The organism is Psychroflexus sediminis (assembly GCF_900099815.1).
Taxonomy (GTDB): Bacteria; Bacteroidota; Bacteroidia; order Flavobacteriales; family Flavobacteriaceae; genus Psychroflexus; species Psychroflexus sediminis.
In genome coordinates, this window is sequence record NZ_FNCW01000009.1 from 16,700 (window position 1) to 34,872 (window position 18,173).

16 protein-coding genes are annotated in these 18,173 nt (G+C 33.6%); 11 read left to right on the forward strand and 5 right to left on the reverse strand.

Translation table 11 applies throughout. The features are described 5' to 3' along the window. The first annotated feature begins 477 nt into the window (after window positions 1–477). The 3 genes from BLP81_RS09520 to BLP81_RS09530 all read left to right on the forward strand — a co-directional run bounded on the left by BLP81_RS09520 (window position 478) and on the right by BLP81_RS09530 (window position 7,300). Complete coding sequence (locus BLP81_RS09520; RefSeq protein ID WP_176752706.1) at window positions 478–1,197, forward strand: class I SAM-dependent methyltransferase; 720 nt, start codon at window positions 478–480, stop codon at window positions 1,195–1,197. A 629-nt stretch (window positions 1,198–1,826) separates the two neighbouring features. Then, a complete protein-coding gene (locus BLP81_RS09525) occupies window positions 1,827–4,073 on the forward strand; it encodes a hypothetical protein (RefSeq protein WP_093368239.1) in 2,247 nt (748 codons plus the stop codon). Beyond that, complete coding sequence (locus BLP81_RS09530; protein WP_093368240.1) at window positions 4,073–7,300, forward strand: NACHT domain-containing protein; 3,228 nt, start codon at window positions 4,073–4,075, stop codon at window positions 7,298–7,300. Before BLP81_RS09525 ends, BLP81_RS09530 begins: the two co-directional genes overlap by 1 nt. Before the next feature lie 200 nt (window positions 7,301–7,500). Here the strand turns inward: BLP81_RS09530 and BLP81_RS09535 are convergent, their stop codons facing one another. Together BLP81_RS09535 and BLP81_RS09540 are read right to left on the reverse strand one after the other, a co-directional pair. Then, window positions 7,501–8,034 (reverse strand): DUF4251 domain-containing protein, encoded by a 534-nt coding sequence (locus BLP81_RS09535; protein ID WP_245686445.1) that lies wholly within the window; start codon window positions 8,032–8,034, stop codon window positions 7,501–7,503. 51 nt (window positions 8,035–8,085) lie between these two features. After that, complete coding sequence (locus BLP81_RS09540) at window positions 8,086–9,336, reverse strand: NAD(P)/FAD-dependent oxidoreductase (protein ID WP_093368242.1); 1,251 nt, start codon at window positions 9,334–9,336, stop codon at window positions 8,086–8,088. Between the two features lie 113 nt (window positions 9,337–9,449). Between BLP81_RS09540 and BLP81_RS09545 the strand changes: the two genes are divergently transcribed. Next, window positions 9,450–9,875, forward strand: a complete 426-nt coding sequence (locus BLP81_RS09545; protein WP_093368243.1) for an arsenate reductase family protein — start codon at window positions 9,450–9,452, stop codon at window positions 9,873–9,875. A 72-nt stretch (window positions 9,876–9,947) separates the two neighbouring features. Here BLP81_RS09545 and BLP81_RS09550 read toward each other — a convergent pair whose 3' ends face one another. Beyond that, complete coding sequence (locus BLP81_RS09550) at window positions 9,948–11,909, reverse strand: aconitate hydratase (RefSeq protein ID WP_093368244.1); 1,962 nt, start codon at window positions 11,907–11,909, stop codon at window positions 9,948–9,950. Window positions 11,910–12,044: 135 nt separating this feature from the next. Here BLP81_RS09550 and upp point away from each other — a divergent pair, with 135 nt between their 5' ends. Beyond that, window positions 12,045–12,701 carry a uracil phosphoribosyltransferase gene (upp, locus tag BLP81_RS09555; protein ID WP_093368245.1) on the forward strand — a complete coding sequence of 219 codons (657 nt, stop codon included), beginning with the start codon at window positions 12,045–12,047 and terminating at the stop codon, window positions 12,699–12,701. Window positions 12,702–12,746: 45 nt separating this feature from the next. Next, on the forward strand, window positions 12,747–13,592 hold the full coding sequence (locus tag BLP81_RS09560; protein ID WP_093368246.1) for an OmpA/MotB family protein: 846 nt from the start codon (window positions 12,747–12,749) through the stop codon (window positions 13,590–13,592). A gap of 70 nt (window positions 13,593–13,662) precedes the next feature. On the opposite strand, the gene BLP81_RS09565 is transcribed toward BLP81_RS09560, so the two are convergent. Continuing rightward, on the reverse strand, window positions 13,663–14,508 hold the full coding sequence (locus BLP81_RS09565) for a dienelactone hydrolase family protein (protein ID WP_093368350.1): 846 nt from the start codon (window positions 14,506–14,508) through the stop codon (window positions 13,663–13,665). Between the two features lie 5 nt (window positions 14,509–14,513). Beyond that, complete coding sequence (locus BLP81_RS09570) at window positions 14,514–14,948, reverse strand: DUF2452 domain-containing protein (RefSeq protein ID WP_093368247.1); 435 nt, start codon at window positions 14,946–14,948, stop codon at window positions 14,514–14,516. Window positions 14,949–15,135: 187 nt separating this feature from the next. Between BLP81_RS09570 and BLP81_RS09575 the strand changes: the two genes are divergently transcribed. The 5 genes from BLP81_RS09575 to BLP81_RS09595 all read left to right on the forward strand — a co-directional run bounded on the left by BLP81_RS09575 (window position 15,136) and on the right by BLP81_RS09595 (window position 18,143). After that, window positions 15,136–15,570, forward strand: coding sequence for an FKBP-type peptidyl-prolyl cis-trans isomerase (locus tag BLP81_RS09575; protein WP_093368248.1), 435 nt, complete (start codon window positions 15,136–15,138; stop codon window positions 15,568–15,570). Between the two features lie 105 nt (window positions 15,571–15,675). Next, complete coding sequence (locus BLP81_RS09580; protein WP_093368249.1) at window positions 15,676–16,221, forward strand: carboxymuconolactone decarboxylase family protein; 546 nt, start codon at window positions 15,676–15,678, stop codon at window positions 16,219–16,221. A gap of 116 nt (window positions 16,222–16,337) precedes the next feature. Continuing rightward, on the forward strand, window positions 16,338–16,727 hold the full coding sequence (locus BLP81_RS09585) for an alkyl hydroperoxide reductase (RefSeq protein WP_093368250.1): 390 nt from the start codon (window positions 16,338–16,340) through the stop codon (window positions 16,725–16,727). Then, a complete protein-coding gene (locus BLP81_RS09590; RefSeq protein WP_245686446.1) occupies window positions 16,724–17,152 on the forward strand; it encodes a hypothetical protein in 429 nt (142 codons plus the stop codon). Before BLP81_RS09585 ends, BLP81_RS09590 begins: the two co-directional genes overlap by 4 nt. 124 nt (window positions 17,153–17,276) lie before the next feature. Beyond that, entirely contained in the window at window positions 17,277–18,143 is an 867-nt protein-coding gene (locus BLP81_RS09595; RefSeq protein WP_093368251.1) for a sigma-70 family RNA polymerase sigma factor, read from the forward strand. Window positions 18,144–18,173 lie beyond the last annotated feature (30 nt).

Below are 18,173 nucleotides of genomic sequence, written 5' to 3' on the forward strand. Positions count from 1 at the left end.
AATTCTTTGCGAATCATTCTAAAAAGGAATTAACAAATGTACTGTTTTGTTGGGAATTGTTTTTTCTCTTCAAATTAGACCGTCAACTTACCTGTGTTTCACTTTGGAAAGCAAGGCTGCAAAGTTCGCTAAGAGAAATCTCTGCGTTCACTGCGACACCGCGGTTATTTTCATTAAGTGATTTTATAAAACAAAAAATACAGAAGAATCCCTAAACTTCGTGATTACGGTGCCTTCTGAAAGGAAACGCAGGCAGATCCGCGGATAATTTTCAAATGATTTTTTTACCACAAAGGCACAAAGAACACAAAGAACACAAAGTAGAAAGTTCTCAGTGACCTCTGTGATTCCGTGGTGAATTTAACTCAGCGTCCTCTGCGACACTGCGGTGAATACTTTTGAATTTATATCAAACTTAATAATTTTTTACCTTCAGGACCTTAACTTAGTAACTCACTTAATTTTAAGACCATGATGATGAAAAAAGCACTATTTGTATTCTCCCTGTTGATCTTGATATGCCCACTCACTGAAGCTGAGGCTCAAACCAATTCAAAAAACTCCCCATACGAATTCAAAAATGGCGATCCTTCGGGGATTGGAAAGTGGTATAAAGGACGCGAAATCTCTCACGTTATGGGTTATCAGGGCATGAACTGGCTGGAACGTCCCGAACGCGAACAGGAAGAAAACACCGGCAAACTTTTGAAAAACATGAATTTGCAACCTACGGATGTAGTTGCCGATATTGGCGCCGGCTCGGGTTATCATGTGTTTAAAATAGCGCCGAAAGTCGATGAAGGTCTGGTCTATGCCGTGGATATCCAGCCCGAAATGCTGCAAGCCATAAAATCAAAAAAGCAGGAACTGAACCAGAACAACATAAAACTGATTAAAGGCAAAGAAAAAAGTGCCAGCCTGCCGGAAAATTCTGTAGATAAAATCCTGATGGTCGATGTCTATCACGAATTTGAATATCCCATAGAAATGCTGATGTCCATGAAAAAGGCCTTAAAATCTGGAGGAAAGATTTATCTTATCGAATACAGAGCCGAAGATCCTACGGTGCCCATCAAACGCCTGCATAAAATGAGCGAAGCCCAGGCTGTCAATGAGTTCAAAGCCAACGGATTTGAATTGATCGAGAATATCGATAATCTGCCCTGGCAGCATTGTATGGTGTTTGGAGTAGAATAGGAGTGCACCTATTTTTAATTTTTAAAATTTGACCATAAAGAAATTCTTAAACTTTGTGACCTCCATGACTCCGTGGTGAATCCAACTCTGCGGATCATATTAATGTTTCATATGAATTTTCACCGCCAAGACGCTAAGTTCCAAAGAGAAATCTCTACGCACTTTTCGACTCAGCGGTTTAATATTGGAGAGGCAATTCTTAGTAGATATTTAAAAATAGTTTTATTCACCGCGGTGGCGCTAAGAATGCTAAGACTAAAATTGATGTGAGTTTAAAATATAAGCTTTAAAACTCGTACTTGCATAAAATGTCATAAGCTTAGACCGTAAAGGAAGTGAAAGCCTTGGGTTTCAACAAAGACATCGATAATCTCCAGTAGCAGCACTGTATGGTGTTTGGAGTGGAGTAGGTGGGCCATATTTAAAAGTAACATCTGAATTTGCTTGAAAAATTTATTTTCAAATGTTTCTTCTGTAATGTTAGTGGAACACTTTTTATGATACGACGTAGGATGGAAACATTATGCTTGTAGAAAGGATGTTCTACTAAAATAAAAAGCGTAAAAAGTAATTTATCATTTTTCAAAATTCTATATTAATGATTTTAAATTTACACAATAATATTTTGCATGAATATTAATACAAGAAATAGGCACATTAGAAATGTATTATTTATAGAGGAAGATTATCCTTTTGATAAACTATATGATTTAATAATGAATTGCAATGGCCTTTGGGGCGGAAGATATACACCCATAATCCCTATTGTTGGTGGTCAAATTGAATCAAAATATCTTGATATAGTTCAATACTACGACCCTGACTATGTATATCATACTGAAAAGGTTTCCATTGACTATATAAAAGAACTGGATATGTTTTCACCTATTGATTATTTTAATATTGATTTAGCTATAAATAGATTTGAGGGACTTGGCTCCTTCTTTTTAATATCTAAAATACCTAAAGAACATTCAATTATTGATTTGGTATTAAGCAACGGTTTTAGGACTAGCTTGAAAAATTTTCTAGAGCTTAATTTGGGAATCACTAGAATGCATATGACGGAATCCAAATTAGCACAAGATTATGAAATAATAAAAGTTGATGACTCTAATTTTAATGATATACCTAAGCTTATACACACAAAAAAGGTGTTCAATAAGAGCTTACTCTCAACCCTAAATATTAATACCCAAGTTTTACGTAACAAGGGCAGGAGCCCCTTTGAGCACTTTCAATTGGTCATTTCAGAAGATAAAGGTAAAAATGAAGACTTACTATATTATTGGAATCGTCAACTTTTTATTTTCAATCATTGGGTTAGGCCATCTCAATTTTTTATAACAGAGACGGAATTTCAAGAATTAATTAATTTACCTGTTATTGATGGGTTACTTTATAGTATTTCTAGAGATAACGAGATTGAAGTAATCTCAAAATCAATTGAGGACAAAAAATTAGAAGAATTAAGAAAACAACTTCAAAGTAAAACTCTAAGTCATAGAATTTCAATATCCAAAAATGACTTCCCGTTTGATATTATGGACAATAATGGAATTGGTCCTTATCAAATTGGAGAACCGCTTGTTCAACAGCATTTTACTTCTATTAAAGATGATGTTTTTCTCAACATACCAGATGTTTCTTTTAATCAAAAGAAACATCCTCCATCAAATACTTGGTTTCTGGATATTGATGTTTATAATTCAGATAGCACTTCGTCAAATATGAGATTTTGTAAGACTGAAGACCCACAGTTTTTTCTACGTACCAAATCTAGGATTAATAAAAGGAATAGCATCTCCATGGAAGTTAATTTTGCCACCACCACAAATAATTTTGTTTCTTTTAAAATTCCAGATTTTTTCTCAAGAGTAAAAATGATGGTACAAAATCCAATTATTCAGACCCAAAGAGTTACCACGAAATATCAAAAAATAAAACTAAATGATGAAAGCTATCGATTGAAGTCATTAATCAAGCTATTCGGAAACAATTTTCATGAAATAAGCGATTTCATTGAGGATAAGTTTTGGTTTGAAATTATTAAAGAACTTTCAATCAATAACAGAGTAGAAGGTGATTCAATAACTTATTTAGAAGTTCTAGAAAGGTGTAAAAGATTACTACCCTCCTTAGGAATAAAATTAGACCCAGATAAAATAAAATATTACAGTGAAGAGGATTTGAAGAAAGGATTAAGAAATACTTTGTTTGAGTATTGTGAAAGGAAGATTTTTTTTAAAGGTTTTACTGCTAAATGTCCAAATTGTTCCTCTAAGTACTGGTTTTCTCTATCCGAAATAACAGATACAATAAAGTGTAAAGGATGTGAAGAAAAGTATTCTTTTCCAATCGAACACCCATACTCTTATAAATTAAATAGTTTAATTCAAAACAACTTTTTCCTAAATAATGGTACTAAAAAAGAATCTTTTGCAGGAAATTACACAGTATTAAAGACATTAAACTATTTAAAGAACATTTCTAGAGTTTCTTTTCAATATAATCCACAAATTGATATATATGATTCCTATTTAGCTAGTAAACCTATAACTGATATTGATATCATTTGTGAATCAGACGGTCATTTGATTATAGGAGAAGCTAAGCATGATAGCAAGCAATTACTTGAAGAAAAAGATAAAAAAAGTCTAAATAACCTCGTAAAAATTGCACAAGAGATTAAACCTTCGAAATTAATGCTGGCTTGCACAATAGACTCTCATTCCAAATTGGATAAATCAAAAAAATATTTGGAGCATCACATCAAAAAATGGGATTTTGAAGTTGAAGTCTTAACTTATATTTCTTCTGAGCCAGACTATTTTAGTCTTAGTGGGAACGCAATAAAATATTTCGGATATAATTAATGAGACCATCAAGAAATGCATTTATCGGCTATACATACCAAGAACAAATAACTTTTTTGTTTTTGGCACTTATGGATGCCGAAAGAAAAATTGACCGTTTAGAGATTGAGGCAGATGTAAAAAATAATTTTGACGATGTTAAAATTTCAATAGAGGACAATTTGATTTATAGTCAAATAAAAGATTTTGATGAAGTAGAACTTACCGATTTAAAATTTTCGGAAAAACAAGTATCAATTAAAGGAAAAAAACATAGTCTAGCCAATAACTGTCTAAACGTTCTCTTTTTTAAGAAAATTGATATTAACTCAAATTGTAATTTTCTAGGAATACCAGCTCTAAAAACAAATAACGTTCTTATTATATCATTATCTAGAATAGAAGCTAACGAAGCGATTGAAGATTTATATAAGAATAATGAAATAAGAAAAATTACAATAAATAAATTCTTCTCTGATTGCCTTGACAATCGAATACTAGCAATTAAAAGAGAAGATCTGCCCATTATAAATATATTTGAAACTAAGTTGTTAGAGGAAACCATAGATGTTGGAAAACGACATTTAGAATTTTCAAATATTCTACATATTGAAGGAAAACCGGGAATAGGGAAAAGCCATTATGTCAATAAACTTTCGACTATTCATAATAATAGTTTTGTCTATAGATTATGGATTTCAAATCAGGACAAAGACTACAAGAAACGGTTAGTATATTCAAACTTCATTTCTGATATCACTAAAAAATTGTTTGGAGATTATGTAAACAGAAATGAAACTGAAGTAATTGATAAACTACGAGAAAATGGACATGTATTCATAATTGATGGATTAGACCATGTAGAAAACTATAATAGCGAGGATTTAGAAAAATTTGTAGATTTTATAAACCAACTTATTCCTAATTGTAAAACTATTGTCCTATCAAGACCTTTAAAACTGAAGACAATTTGGAAAAAACAAATACTTAATAATTGGAATGAAAATGAAACCAAAAAGGTACTCGATGAGCTTTATCATATTAACAAATACTCTATCTGTAGTAGTATTTATAGTATAACCGATGGCTATCCAATATTAGTCAAGTTTTTTGGTGAGCACTATAAAGCCTTTAAGGAAATACCAAATCTTGAAAAATTAAAAGATGTTGAAGATTATTATAATCAAATTCTTGAAAGCGTAAATACTAAAACCGCATTAACTCTATTTCTGAGTTCTCAAAGTTTTTTTATGGAATCAGAATTAAAACTATTCCTTAAAGATGAACTTTTCGACAATTTGCAAGAATTTATTACTGCCTATCCTTACTTGTTTGAAAAAAGACTTAACAGAATTTCATTATTTCATGATAGTCTGAATAAGTATTTGAGAGAACAAGGCATAAATTATTTAAAAAGAAAAGATACTGTAGGTGAAATAGTGTCGTCCTCAATCCTAAAGAGGGAAAAGAGATTTATGTCCAGATTTGCTCATTTTGAGCTTAAAACTGAGATGAAATTGAAAATCATAAAACAATTCTCATCAATTGAGGTTTTTAAAGACATCATGAAGGATTGTATTGATTTTGAAGCGATAAGAGCATTCTATAATCAACTAAGAGAAGCATTAATGGAAATTTCTTGTGATGACTTGGAAATAACTCATTACTACGATTTATCTCTAATCATCAATATTGTAAATAGAGACCACATCTCTACATTAAATCAGTTTTTATATACTTATACTAAATGTCTTTTCTTCAATGGTTATACAGCAGAGGATGTAACTAGTTCTGAATATTTGTTCGGAATGCTAACTTATGTTATTGGGCAAGATTCTATTCCTCTCCATGATATAACAAGTGATTCGTTTTACAGCACAACTCGTTTTTTAGAAGAATTAGAGAATGATGTTTTAAACGAAGAGCAATTCTTTATAAGGTATAATGATTTACTTAATTTAATTAAACCTATTGACACCTACTTAAAAGATGATTTTCATTGGAGAGAATATTTAACCGAAATCCTTACCAATTTATATATTCATAAAACCGAGTACGAGTCATTACTCGAGTTACAAAACTGCGTAGATATTTTCATAGATATTGATGAAGGCCGAGGAATTGCGGAGTTAAAAAAAATATTGGATAGACAAAGTTCTGAAAGAAGATTTCCCCATTGGGTTTTAAATGATGTTAGGAAGAATCTTCTAGCATTGGGAAAACTTCCTGATAATAATCCATATTTGAATCTTAGCCTAAAGGACTATATAAACCAATATAGTTCAATTGGGTCTTTTGATATGTGGACTAATATTCTTAGTTATATACGTTTATCAGTTGAGCAGGAGAGAAGAATTGATATCGGAAGTATTGGATTTTTCTGGTCCATGTACTACCGAAGAAAGGACTACTCGGTTATCAATATATATGTTGCGCTAAAAGTTTTTGAGAAAAAGGAACTTATTGATGAGGAGACTGGAATTAAAACAATTGTTTTAGCCCAAGAAATGTCGGAGAAGGGAATTAGGAATTTATTAGCTGACTACATTAGTATTCATCCCCCTTCAATCATAAAGAAAGTTATAAAACTATATGATTTAGATGAATTGAATATTTCATGGTTTGATTTACCTCCAAATCATATTAGTGCATTTCCGGAAAAAGTATTTAATTATGCTGTGAATACATTGTGGAGGCAAAATAGATTTAACAATGAGATTGATTTCAATGGTATTTCGAACGTTTTTTATTCCTCAAAATGGACAGATTTATTAAAAAATTTAAATTTTTTCAGATTTAAAATTCGTATATCGGATAATGCAAAAGAATTGGAAACACTTGAAAAAAGTGGAATAACAGTTTTGAAACAGAAAGGAGAACATGAAAAGACAAATCCGAGTGGCTATAGATACAAACAAGGAATTTTAGACTCAAGGGATAAAAAATTTATAATCGAAAAAGGATTAAGTTCTACGGAGGTTTCCGGATATCTAAATGGTAATTATGCTGCTCTTGAAGATTTGAAAATTTATCAAATCTACCCTAAAGAAGATATTGCTCAAAATTTAAAAGAAATTATATACAATGCGGTCTTGGGAAAAATAAATAGTATTAATAGTTATGGGAGTTTGTATTATCTGGTAGGTAACTTACCTAAACTAATAAATGATTACGGTAGTGAGGAGGATATTCATGAGTTACACAAAAGCTTTGAAGGTTTCTTAGAGCTATCTTTGCTTAAAAAATGAGTTAAAATGGCTAGAGAATTATGGAATAAAATAATTCAACTGATTATAAAACAATTACATGCTATTATCTGCATCTATGTAAAATAGGCCTTTAAAAAGTTCTATTCGCTATATGGCGTAAATCATACTTTTGTCTTATAATTTATATTATGTAAAATAGAAATAAATTAAACTTAAGTGATATGGTGAATTATTTCTATCTACTTCTCCTCTGTAATTTTTAAATCGTTTAGATGTCCACGATAACTGATTGGATTTCTTTGGGAGCTCGAGATGTTAAGTGTTGATTTGAAGTTTGGATATACTATTAAAAGAATTTTGAAGTTTTCAGTGTTTTCAGTGATATTGAATTTAATGAGGTACTGATTTTTAGTCTTTTCTTTAAGGATCTCCAATTCTTCTGGCTTAGCCTCAAATTTAATTCCGGAACTGTTATTATAACCTCCGCCCATTTGTCGTTCTCCAAAATAGGGTAAATCTGCTATTACAGTAACCCCTTGGAATCTCAAGTGACTGGATTCGCCTGAAATATTAATTTGTGAAGCGTTATCCCCTGGAGCAAACAAACCAACATTATCCAGCTGAATTAATGCACTGGTCACTAAAGGCCTTGCCCATTCAGCTTCAATCTCAAAATAATGATCTTGAATGATTTGATCTAATTTTTTAAAATCATCGGAAGTATATTCACGCGAGTTCCCACATGAAGTAAAAATCATTACTCCTGTGAACATTAGTATAGAACTGATTTTTAAATATTTAAACATCATACTTAAAGTTAAGGTTTAATACTGACTTAAACTAATAGATCCATCCTTAATTTTGGAAATGACCGCCTGAGCTGCAGATTCTCCGTTGAGCATAGCGGCATTGATGGACCCGTTAGCCAGATAATCTCCTGCTAAAAACACCTGATCCTTTAGCTGTGTTTCCGTTTTAGGCAACATATAGCTGACTGTTTTAAGAATAGGCAGAGCTTTTTCGATATGGTAGAATTGTTTAAAATCAATGGTATCGATTTCGGCATAAGACTTCAAATCTTGAGTTATTGTTTCCTTAAGCTCCTCCTGTGATAAGACATGTGGTTTTACAATACTTACAGAAAGCACATGTTCTTCAGCATCGGGTTTAGAAACATAATATATATTGTTGACCAATGCGTTTTCATCTGCAATAAGCGCTATCATGGGTTCTTTAAAATTCCGCTGTTTAACGCTTACGTAATAATTATCGACGCTTTTCCAAAGCGTCTGCTGGTTCTTTAAATTTGAGATCAAATGTGATGCCTCAGTAGCAATAATGACAAAATCAAAAGTTTCTATCGATCCATTTTTAAAGGCGATCTCCTGATCTTGAATAGATTCTACAGGAGTATTAAAGTGAATTTTGGTATGCTTTAGCTGTGCCATTAATTGATTGGGTATGGCTTGAATGCCTTTTTTGGGAATGGCCGCACTCCCCTCGCCAAACATCTTATAGACGAATTCGAATTTTCTTGAAGAAGTTTTCAGTTCATGCTCCAAAAAAATGCCAGTAAAGAAGGGTTTAAAAAAGTTTTGAATGATTTTATTTGAAAACCCATAATCCTGAAGATACTGAAGCGTTGTTTTTTCTTCAGCTAAAAAAATATCATCAAAAGACTTTTTTTTAAGTTCAGTATTAAGTTTTAAAACCTTAAGCTTATCAGCAACACTGCCAATTTTGGAAATTAAGGTTGGCCATAGTAAACTGACCTGACGTAAAGGATCTCCGATTTTGTTTTGATGACCCTCCTTGTAAATGACAGCACCGGGATAGAAATCCTGCAATTCTAATAAATCATAATTTAAATATTTTTGAGTTGCCGGATATTGTTTCAGTAAGACTTGAAAACCATGGTCAAATATATGCCCATCCCTATAGTCAGTTTTTACGCGACCTCCTACTCGATCTGTTGCTTCAAAAATTTGAGGTTTAAATCCAGCCTGTTCCAGATTGATGGCAGCTACGAGTCCACTTAGGCCTGCACCAACTATAGCTATCTTTTGTTTTTGCATTAACATCGTATTTTGCTCTAAGGTCGAAAATCTTAATGTTTTTAAACCTCAAAATATTCCTAAAAATTTCTAAGACCCTAAATTAATTTATACTTTAGAAAAAAATATTAACCATGAGCAAAGAAGATAAAGAAGATATGGGAGTTATAGCCAAAAGTGATCATGAATTAAAATTATATTATCATCCTGGTAATAGAATAGCTAAGCAAAGTATTGCTGTGGCTGAAGCTTCAAAAGCTAAAAAAGTCTTGGTGAATCTTGCGGAAGAAAACCTTACTGAAACCCAGTGGGGAGAACTATCAAGATTACTGGATAAGGATCCTACCGAACTAATCGATACCTCACATCCTTTTATAAAAGAAACTTTAAGTAAAAATCCAGATTTAAATCCTAATCAAGCCGTAAAGATTCTTAAAATGAATCCCGAAGTTCTCAAGCATCCTATAGCTATGAGAGGAGATAAAGTGATTCAGGTGAAAGGTATTAATGATATAATGCACTTACAGGAAGCAGACTCTAAGGATGCTAAGTTACCTTAGGATACTTAAACTAAACCATACCAAAAGCGGCTCACTACAACAGTGAGCCGCTTTTGGTAATGCTTTTATGTTTTATAGACGCTCTTTAAAATCATTGATGATACCTCCTTTGATAAGAACATCAATTTGGCGCCCGCTTAATGTATGTTTTGTCTTGATAGATTTACGCTCTCCACTCGGTTTATGGATTACGACATCAATCGGTTCCTTTGACTTTACTGAATTGATGACATCTTTTAACTCAATGTCGTCTCCTTGTTCAATAAAGTCATAATCAGTTTCACTGATGAATTCAAGCGGCAAAATACCAAAATTGACTAAATTTTGCCAGGCAATTCTAGCGTAGCTTTTAGCGATAACCGCAACCTGTCCCAGGTATTTTGGTGCTAAAGCGGCATGTTCTCTACTCGATCCCTGGGCATAGTTTTCTGCGGCAACAACTACATGACCGCCCCTGGTGTCTTTGGTTTGCATGGCTCTGTCATAAAATGTTTCGTCAATAACCGAATAGGAATATTTGCTAATTTCAGGAAGGTTACTCCTAAAAGGTAAAACTTCTGCTCCTGCTTTTAAAATCTCATCTGTAGAAATATTATCTCCCATTTTTAGCAAAACAGGAACTCTATATGATTTTTTAAGCTTTGGAATGTGTGGAAGGGTTTTAATATTTGGTCCTTTTTCCAATTCTACAGATTTGTTATCCTCAACTGGAGCTACCAGCATATCTGTATTGATAATCTCATAAGTAGGATATTCAAATTTGGGATATTCCATATCGAATTCCTTTTCCATATCTCTTGGATCTGTAATTTTCCCCATCAGCGCAGATGCTGCAGCAGTTTCTGGACTACATAAATACACTTGATCATCTTTCGTTCCGCTTCTATCTGGAAAATTGCGAGGCATGGTTCGTAAACTTATAGTTCCACTTGCAGGCGCTTGCCCCATACCAATACAACCCATACAACCTGACTGGTGAAATCTTGCCCCGGATTTTATAAGATTTCCAAAGGTTTTATTTTCAATCATATTTTGCATGATTTGTCTTGAGGTTGGATTAATATCTAAACTGACCTCAGAACTCACACTTTTATCTTTTACAATTGCACTCGCTACCCAAAAGTCACGTAGACCTGGATTAGCAGAAGAGCCTATCACTACTTGACCAATGTTTTTTCCAGCGACTTCAGAAACAGGAACCACATTCCCAGGACTCGTTGGAAGTGCAATTAATGGAACTAATTCATCTAGAATGATTTCTTCATGAAAGTCATAATCACAAGCCTGATCTGCTACCAATTCCGTCCAGTCTTCTTCTCGATTTTGGGATTTTAGGAAGCGCTTGGTTTCCTCATCACTTGGGAATACGGAGGTGGTCGCCCCAAGTTCTGCCCCCATATTAGCAATAACATGACGGTCCATGGCGCTCAACTCTTTGAGACCGTCTCCATAATATTCAATTATCTTACCTACACCGCCTTTTACATCGTGACGTCTTAGCATTTCTAAAATCACATCTTTTGCGCTCACCCAGTCCGGAAGTTTTCCGGAGAGCTTCACTCCCATCACCTTTGGCATTTTTACAAAATAAGGTTGTCCAGCTATGGCTGCAGCTACATCTAATCCCCCGGTACCAATAGCTAGCATGCCAAGCGATCCAGCAGCACAAGTATGAGAATCTGAACCTACCATGGTTGTTCCAGGTTTTCCGAAACGTTCCATATGTACAGGATGACTAACCCCATTTCCAGGACGACTAAACCAAAGCCCAAAGCGCTGAGCAGCAGACTTTAGAAACTTATGGTCATCTGCATTCTTAAAGTCGGTTTGAAGTAAATTGTGGTCCACATATTGTACAGCCACGTCTGTTTTTGCTCTATCTAAACCCATTGCTTCAAGTTCAAGTTGCACTAAGGTACCTGTTGCATCCTGAAGTAAAGCTTGGTCTATTTTTATCCCAATTTCTTTTCCAGGCTTCATATCACCTTCTATTAAATGAGATTCAATTAATTTTTGAGTTACATTTCTTGCCATGGTTGTTTGTGTTGTTTAAGTTGATTTCAAAATACTAATAACAGGGGAGATTTTAAATTCAATTAACAAAGATTAAACTCTTAATTTCAGTTGTGTACAATCTTTAAAATCAATTACTTTTGAAAAAAAAATCTTATGACAATTCATAATTTAAGCAAAACCAATTCCATTTTAAATCATTTTCTACACCAAATTCGAGATGAGGACATTCAGAAGGATCGGATGAAATTCAGAAGAAATATTGAACGCATAGGCGAAGTTTTGAGTTATGAAATGAGTAAATCCTTAGACTTTGAAACACGTGATTTTAAGACTTCACTAAGTCCGGCAACATTTGATGAAGTAAGTGAAAATATAGTAATCTGTTCTATTTTAAGAGCTGGGATTCCACTTCATAATGGTGTGCTCAATTATTTTGACGAAGCCGATAGCGCCTTCGTATCTGCATTCCGAAAAGAATCTTCTGCTTCTGAAGTAGATTTTGAAATTGTGGTTGAATATTTATCTACTCCCAGTCTTGAAGGCAAGACACTTGTGCTTGTTGATCCCATGCTAGCTACCGGACTCTCTATGCTTAATGTTTTAAAAGCTCTGGAAAAAATCGGTCAACCCAAATCTATTCATATTATGTCTGTCATTGGAGCCCAACCAGGTGTAAGTTTGATCAAAAACTATCTTCCAGCAAGTGCTCATCTATGGATTGGAGAAATCGATGGAGAATTAAATGAAAAAGGATATATTATTCCGGGCTTAGGTGATGCAGGCGATTTAGCTTATGGAAAAAAATTGTAATTATTCTAATAAAAATATTTACATTTATCTCAAATCTAACCAGTTATGTATAAAATTGCTACTATTTCATTATTATTTACTATTTTATTAACTTCTTGTGTTTCAAAGAAAAAATTTAACCAAGTTGAAAATCAGAAAATAGCATTACAGGAAGAAATTTCTAACTTAAAATCTGAGCGGGAAGCCTGTAATGAAAATTATGCTGATCTTAAAGATGAAGTCCTGTCCTATAAACAAAAAATCGCGGAACTTCAAGGGGATTCAGAGGACAAAATAGAACTTACCAGTAATGGTCAGTTAGTTTCTGAAGATATGAAAACTAATATACGACGAGTTTTTTCAAAAATGCCTGTAGAGCAACGCTCTGACGCTAAAACCCTGGAAGACTCTATCAACTTAGCCGTAGCCTATAATATAAAGTCAAATCTTCTTAAGCAAATGAAAGAAGAAGACCGCATAGCAGACGAAGCTATTGAAGTCGATGTTTCAGAACCAATTGTAAGAATTACACTCACAGATAAAGTATTATTTAAAAGTGGCAGCTATTGGGTAGATAAAAAAGCCTACAATCTTTTGGCAAGAATTGCAGAAGTCATCAATTCTGAACCAAACATAGATGTTCGCGTGGAAGGTCATTCAGATAATATCAAAGTTGCTGAAGAATCTTACATAGTCGATAACTGGGATTTGAGTATTCGTAGAGCCGCCTCTGTCGTAAGAACTTTGGAAAACGAGTTTCAGGTAAGCGGAGACAGATTGATTGCATCTGGTAGATCTCATTATAAACCAGCTGCAGATAATTCTACAAGTGAAGGCAGAGCAAAAAACAGGAGGACTACGATTTTATTACTTCCTAAAATTGAGAGGTATCAAGAATTGTTAAATAAATAAATATTTTCATATCATTAAAAAAGCCTGCTTAAACTCATTTAAGCAGGCTTTTCGTTTTCAACAAACTTAACTAGTTACTATAAATCTTTTCAAAAAACATACTCATTTTTTCCCATGATTTTTCTGCTGCATCTTTGTCGTAAGCCAGCGGGAGATCATATTTTTTGGCAATGCTATCGGCATCTTTATTGGTAAATGAATGTTTCACCCCTTCATATGAGAGATACTGATAATCTGCGTCTACTGCATCTAGCTGGGCTTTAAAATTTTTAACCTGTTCCTCAGTTATCATAACATCCTCGGCTCCATTTTGAATTAAAAGTTTAGCTTTTAAATCTTCAGTGGGCATTACAGGTAATCCTAAACCACTGTGGAAAACCGCAACTGCATCAAGATTTATACCGGTATTTGCCATCGCCAAGGCAACACTTCCGCCAAAACAAAAACCAACAGCAGATATTTTTTCAGGATTCACATTTTCATTTGCTTTTAAAGTTTTCATAGCTGCCTTAAAGCGTTTTTTTGCAGTATCAAAATTATTCATAAGCGTACTGGAAAACGCCATAGCTTCTTCAGGATGTGCTGCTTGCTTACCCTGGCCATACATATCTACAGCTAACGCAACATAACCTAATTCAGCAAGCTTTTCAGCTTTATCTCTAGCAAATTCATTATGGCCCCACCATTCGTGAACTACAAGTATACCGGGCCTCTTGGCCTCTAAGTTCTCTTTATAAGCTATATAGCCCGTCATGGTTGTAGAGTCGGTTTCGTAAGAAATTTCTTTTCCAATTATTTTTATGTCGTTTGCTTCAGCAACAACATTAATCCCCTTTTCGGTTTTATCTTTTTTTTCCGATTTACATGCTGTTGAAATAACAACCAAGGCTAAAAGCATAAGTTTATAAATTTTCATAGCTTCTATTTTATAGATTTTTGATTTGCTTGCGCATCCAAACGGATCCACATTTTATCTTCATTTAACTTGAAACTACCCTTAAATTGAAAATTACATTCGTTAGGAGAAATGATGGATAAAAAAATATTCCCGTTCTTTTTCTTATACAAGTGATAGATTTGACCAACGATGGGTTCAAAACTAAATTCTGCACTGTAAATAAGGTTGTTGTATTCAAATTGAGCCATCAATTTTTCATATTGATGTTTAAGCTCTTCATATTCCGTTTTGATTTGATGATTGACTTTGCTTACATTTGAATTCTTCCAACCGGTCAAATCTGTTGGAGTAATTTTGGGAGCTCCAGAATTTGTTGCGTAGGGCAATAATCCGGCGTCATATTTATCGGTTTTTTCGTTATAAACGACTTGGTCTGGCTTTTTGGACTTCTCTCCCATTATTTGCAATTAGTTTTAGATCAACGAAATTAAATTCAATTCTTTCAATAATCCTCCTAGCTAAGGTTAAAATTCCTTTAAAATACCGAAATTGTTGCCTTTATAATTGGGTTTGGTGATGTAAATCATACCTTTGCAGTGAATTTAAGTAGAAATCTAATTAATTAGAAATCAATAAATTAATATTATGAGTCAAGTTAAAGAAAAAGACACAGTAAAAGTACATTATACTGGTAAGTTAGCTTCAACAGGTCAGGTTTTTGATAGTTCTTTGGAAAGAGAGCCAATCGAATTTACCCTCGGTGAAGGAACTATTATTCCAGGTTTTGAAACTGGTGTTCTCAATATGAAAGAAACTGAGAAAAAAACTATTGAAATACCAAAAGAAGAAGCTTACGGAGAAGTAAGAAAAGATCTCTTTCAAGAAGTACCAAAAGACCAACTTCCTGAAGAAATCAAACCAGAAGTTGGAATGGGTTTAGTATCTCAAAATCCAGATGGAACTGAGCGACAGTTAAGAGTTGCTGAAGTTAAAGATGACCACATCGTTGTAGATGCCAATCATCCACTTGCTGGGCATGATCTTACTTTTGAACTAGAACTGGTTGAAATCAAAAATTAATTCTGTCAAAACATAAAATACTGCTTAAAACCACTCAATCGAGTGGTTTTTTTGTAAGTAATACTTAGTTTTATCGACTACTCAAATGAATTAAAAACTATAACTATGAAACTTTTAGAAATAAACGAAGCCAAGAAAGAAGCCAAAGAAATTTTAGAAGCTACAAAATCAAAAATGGGAGCTATTCCTAATTTGTACAAAATGATGGCTAACAATCCGTCATTGTTGATAGCTTATACACAAGCAGACGATACCTTCAGGAATAACTCAGGCTTTACTTCACAGGAACAGGAGGTTATCTTGTTATCAGTTGCCATTTATAATAACTGTCATTATTGTGTGGCTGCACATAGTTTTATTGCAAAAAATCAAAGTCATGTATCTTCTGATGTCCTGGAAGCTCTGAGAAATCAGGAAAAATTACCTGATGATAAACTTAATGCCCTTTCAACATTTGCAAAGTCTGTGGCAAAAGAAAGAGGTTATCCTACAGATGAAGCCACAAAAGCACTCAAAGATAAAGGCTATGGAGATGAGCATATCGCTGGAGTCGTTACAGGTGTTGGTATGAAAACGATGAGTAATTATATCAATCATATTGGTAAAACTCCAGTTGACGACATGTTTTCAGAATTCAAATGGGAAAAATAGAATCAAAATTCATTTGCTTTTCAAAACGCTCAAAAATCTGTTGAGCGTTTTTTTTTGTTTAAAGTATTTAATTAAAATTTAAACTTGTTCATCTCCGCTTGAGTATTTTTGCTTTCATGAAATTAACCTTACAATTAGCATCTATTTACAATATACTTTGGGGAGCTTGGGTTGTCATTTTTCCTAATCACTTTTTTGAACTTGTAGGTATGGAACTCCCCTCCCAGCCTATGATCTGGCAAGGCATGGGCATGGTGATTGCTGTTTTTGGATTAGGATACTGGTGGGCCTCGTACGATGCTTTGAGACACTGGCCAATTGTTGCTGTTGGCTTTCTTGGAAAAGTTTTTGGCCCTCTGGGTTTTGTATTAAATTATCTAGAAGGAAAAGTTCCATTTGAATTTTTCTATACTTTGATCACTAATGATTTTATTTGGTGGATTCCTTTTTTTCTTATTTTAAAAAATGTACACCAGGACTATAATTGGAAACTTAAGGAGAAATGAATTCAGTCTTAGAACATATACATTCCATAAGAATAACCATAGATTTTGGCCTGGTGGTGCTCATTTGGATGGTTCAGCTTATCATTTATCCAGGATTTACTTTCTATAAAGATTCAGATCTTTTAAAATGGCACAAGTATTACTTACCCAGAATAAGCTTTGTTGTGGCTCCTTTGATGTTTATTCAACTGGCAATTGCCATTTATTTATCTGTTTTTGAATTTTCACTCTTAAACTTTATATATTCATTATTAGTCCTTTCAACCTGGATAAGCACATTTCTTTATTTTGTTCCGCTTCATCAAAAAATCGAAGATAATATAGACCTTAAAATATCTGCGACAAAATTGATCAGTATAAACTGGGTGAGAACTTTTCAATGGACTTTTATCTTCATTTATGGGTTATTTCTTTTTACTTCTTAATTATATAATAAAATACTGAGTTTGACTCACATATAAGTCTAATATACTTGACTTTGTTAGTTTTAAGTCGTATTATAGCAAGATTTCAGTTATTAACAATTATACTATTATATAAAAATTATATATGAGACAGCTTAAAATTACTAAACAAGTCACCAATCGTGAATCTAAATCATTAGACAAGTACCTTCAAGATATAAGTAAAGTTGACTTAATTACCGCTGAAGAAGAAGTGGAATTAGCACAACGAATCAGAGAAGGCGATCAGGCGGCTTTGGAGAAATTAACTAATGCAAATTTAAGGTTTGTCGTCTCAGTTGCAAAACAATATCAAAATCAAGGTTTAAAACTTCCTGATTTAATCAATGAAGGTAATGTTGGTCTGGTGAAAGCAGCCAAAAGATTTGATGAAACCCGTGGTTTCAAATTCATATCTTATGCGGTTTGGTGGATCAGACAATCTATTTTACAGGCTCTAGCAGAGCAATCCCGAGTGGTCAGGCTTCCTTTGAACAAGATTGGTGTGATCAATAAAATCAATAAAACATTTTCACACCTGGAGCAAGTTAATGAGCGCCCCCCTTCTGCAATTGAAATTGCAAAAGAATTGGATATGAGTGAATCTCAGGTAAAAGTCGCTCTTAAAAATTCCGGACGTCACCTTTCAATGGATGCTCCATTTAAAGAAGGAGAAAATGACTCTAATCTATATGATGTACTCAGTTCCGGAGATTCTCCTACCCCAGATGATCAGTTGATGAGGGATTCTTTGAGTATAGAAATTAACAGAGCTCTTGAAACCTTATCACAACGGGAAGCAGATGTCATTCGCCTTAATTATGGAATCGGAAATCAACCAGCGATGACGCTTCAGGAGATTGGAGACACCTTTGATTTGAGCAGAGAACGAGTCAGACAAATAAGAGAAAAAGGAATTAGACGTTTAAAGCATCAATCCAAAAATAAAATGCTTAAAAAGTATCTAGGTTAATACCTTATGTATAATAAAAGACCCCATAGG

What these genes read in the sequence shown, in the direction of transcription:
- BLP81_RS09520 (WP_176752706.1), top strand. Translation starts at nt 478, where the DNA reads ATGAAAAAAGCACTATTTGTATTCTCCCTGTTGATCTTGATATGCCCA.
- BLP81_RS09525 (WP_093368239.1), top strand. Translation starts at nt 1,827, where the DNA reads ATGAATATTAATACAAGAAATAGGCACATTAGAAATGTATTATTTATA.
- BLP81_RS09530 (WP_093368240.1), top strand. Translation starts at nt 4,073, where the DNA reads ATGAGACCATCAAGAAATGCATTTATCGGCTATACATACCAAGAACAA.
- BLP81_RS09535 (WP_245686445.1), bottom strand. Translation starts at nt 8,034, where the DNA reads ATGTTCACAGGAGTAATGATTTTTACTTCATGTGGGAACTCGCGTGAA.
- BLP81_RS09540 (WP_093368242.1), bottom strand. Translation starts at nt 9,336, where the DNA reads ATGCAAAAACAAAAGATAGCTATAGTTGGTGCAGGCCTAAGTGGACTC.
- BLP81_RS09545 (WP_093368243.1), top strand. Translation starts at nt 9,450, where the DNA reads ATGAGCAAAGAAGATAAAGAAGATATGGGAGTTATAGCCAAAAGTGAT.
- BLP81_RS09550 (WP_093368244.1), bottom strand. Translation starts at nt 11,909, where the DNA reads ATGGCAAGAAATGTAACTCAAAAATTAATTGAATCTCATTTAATAGAA.
- upp (WP_093368245.1), top strand. Translation starts at nt 12,045, where the DNA reads ATGACAATTCATAATTTAAGCAAAACCAATTCCATTTTAAATCATTTT.
- BLP81_RS09560 (WP_093368246.1), top strand. Translation starts at nt 12,747, where the DNA reads ATGTATAAAATTGCTACTATTTCATTATTATTTACTATTTTATTAACT.
- BLP81_RS09565 (WP_093368350.1), bottom strand. Translation starts at nt 14,508, where the DNA reads ATGAAAATTTATAAACTTATGCTTTTAGCCTTGGTTGTTATTTCAACA.
- BLP81_RS09570 (WP_093368247.1), bottom strand. Translation starts at nt 14,948, where the DNA reads ATGGGAGAGAAGTCCAAAAAGCCAGACCAAGTCGTTTATAACGAAAAA.
- BLP81_RS09575 (WP_093368248.1), top strand. Translation starts at nt 15,136, where the DNA reads ATGAGTCAAGTTAAAGAAAAAGACACAGTAAAAGTACATTATACTGGT.
- BLP81_RS09580 (WP_093368249.1), top strand. Translation starts at nt 15,676, where the DNA reads ATGAAACTTTTAGAAATAAACGAAGCCAAGAAAGAAGCCAAAGAAATT.
- BLP81_RS09585 (WP_093368250.1), top strand. Translation starts at nt 16,338, where the DNA reads ATGAAATTAACCTTACAATTAGCATCTATTTACAATATACTTTGGGGA.
- BLP81_RS09590 (WP_245686446.1), top strand. Translation starts at nt 16,724, where the DNA reads ATGAATTCAGTCTTAGAACATATACATTCCATAAGAATAACCATAGAT.
- BLP81_RS09595 (WP_093368251.1), top strand. Translation starts at nt 17,277, where the DNA reads ATGAGACAGCTTAAAATTACTAAACAAGTCACCAATCGTGAATCTAAA.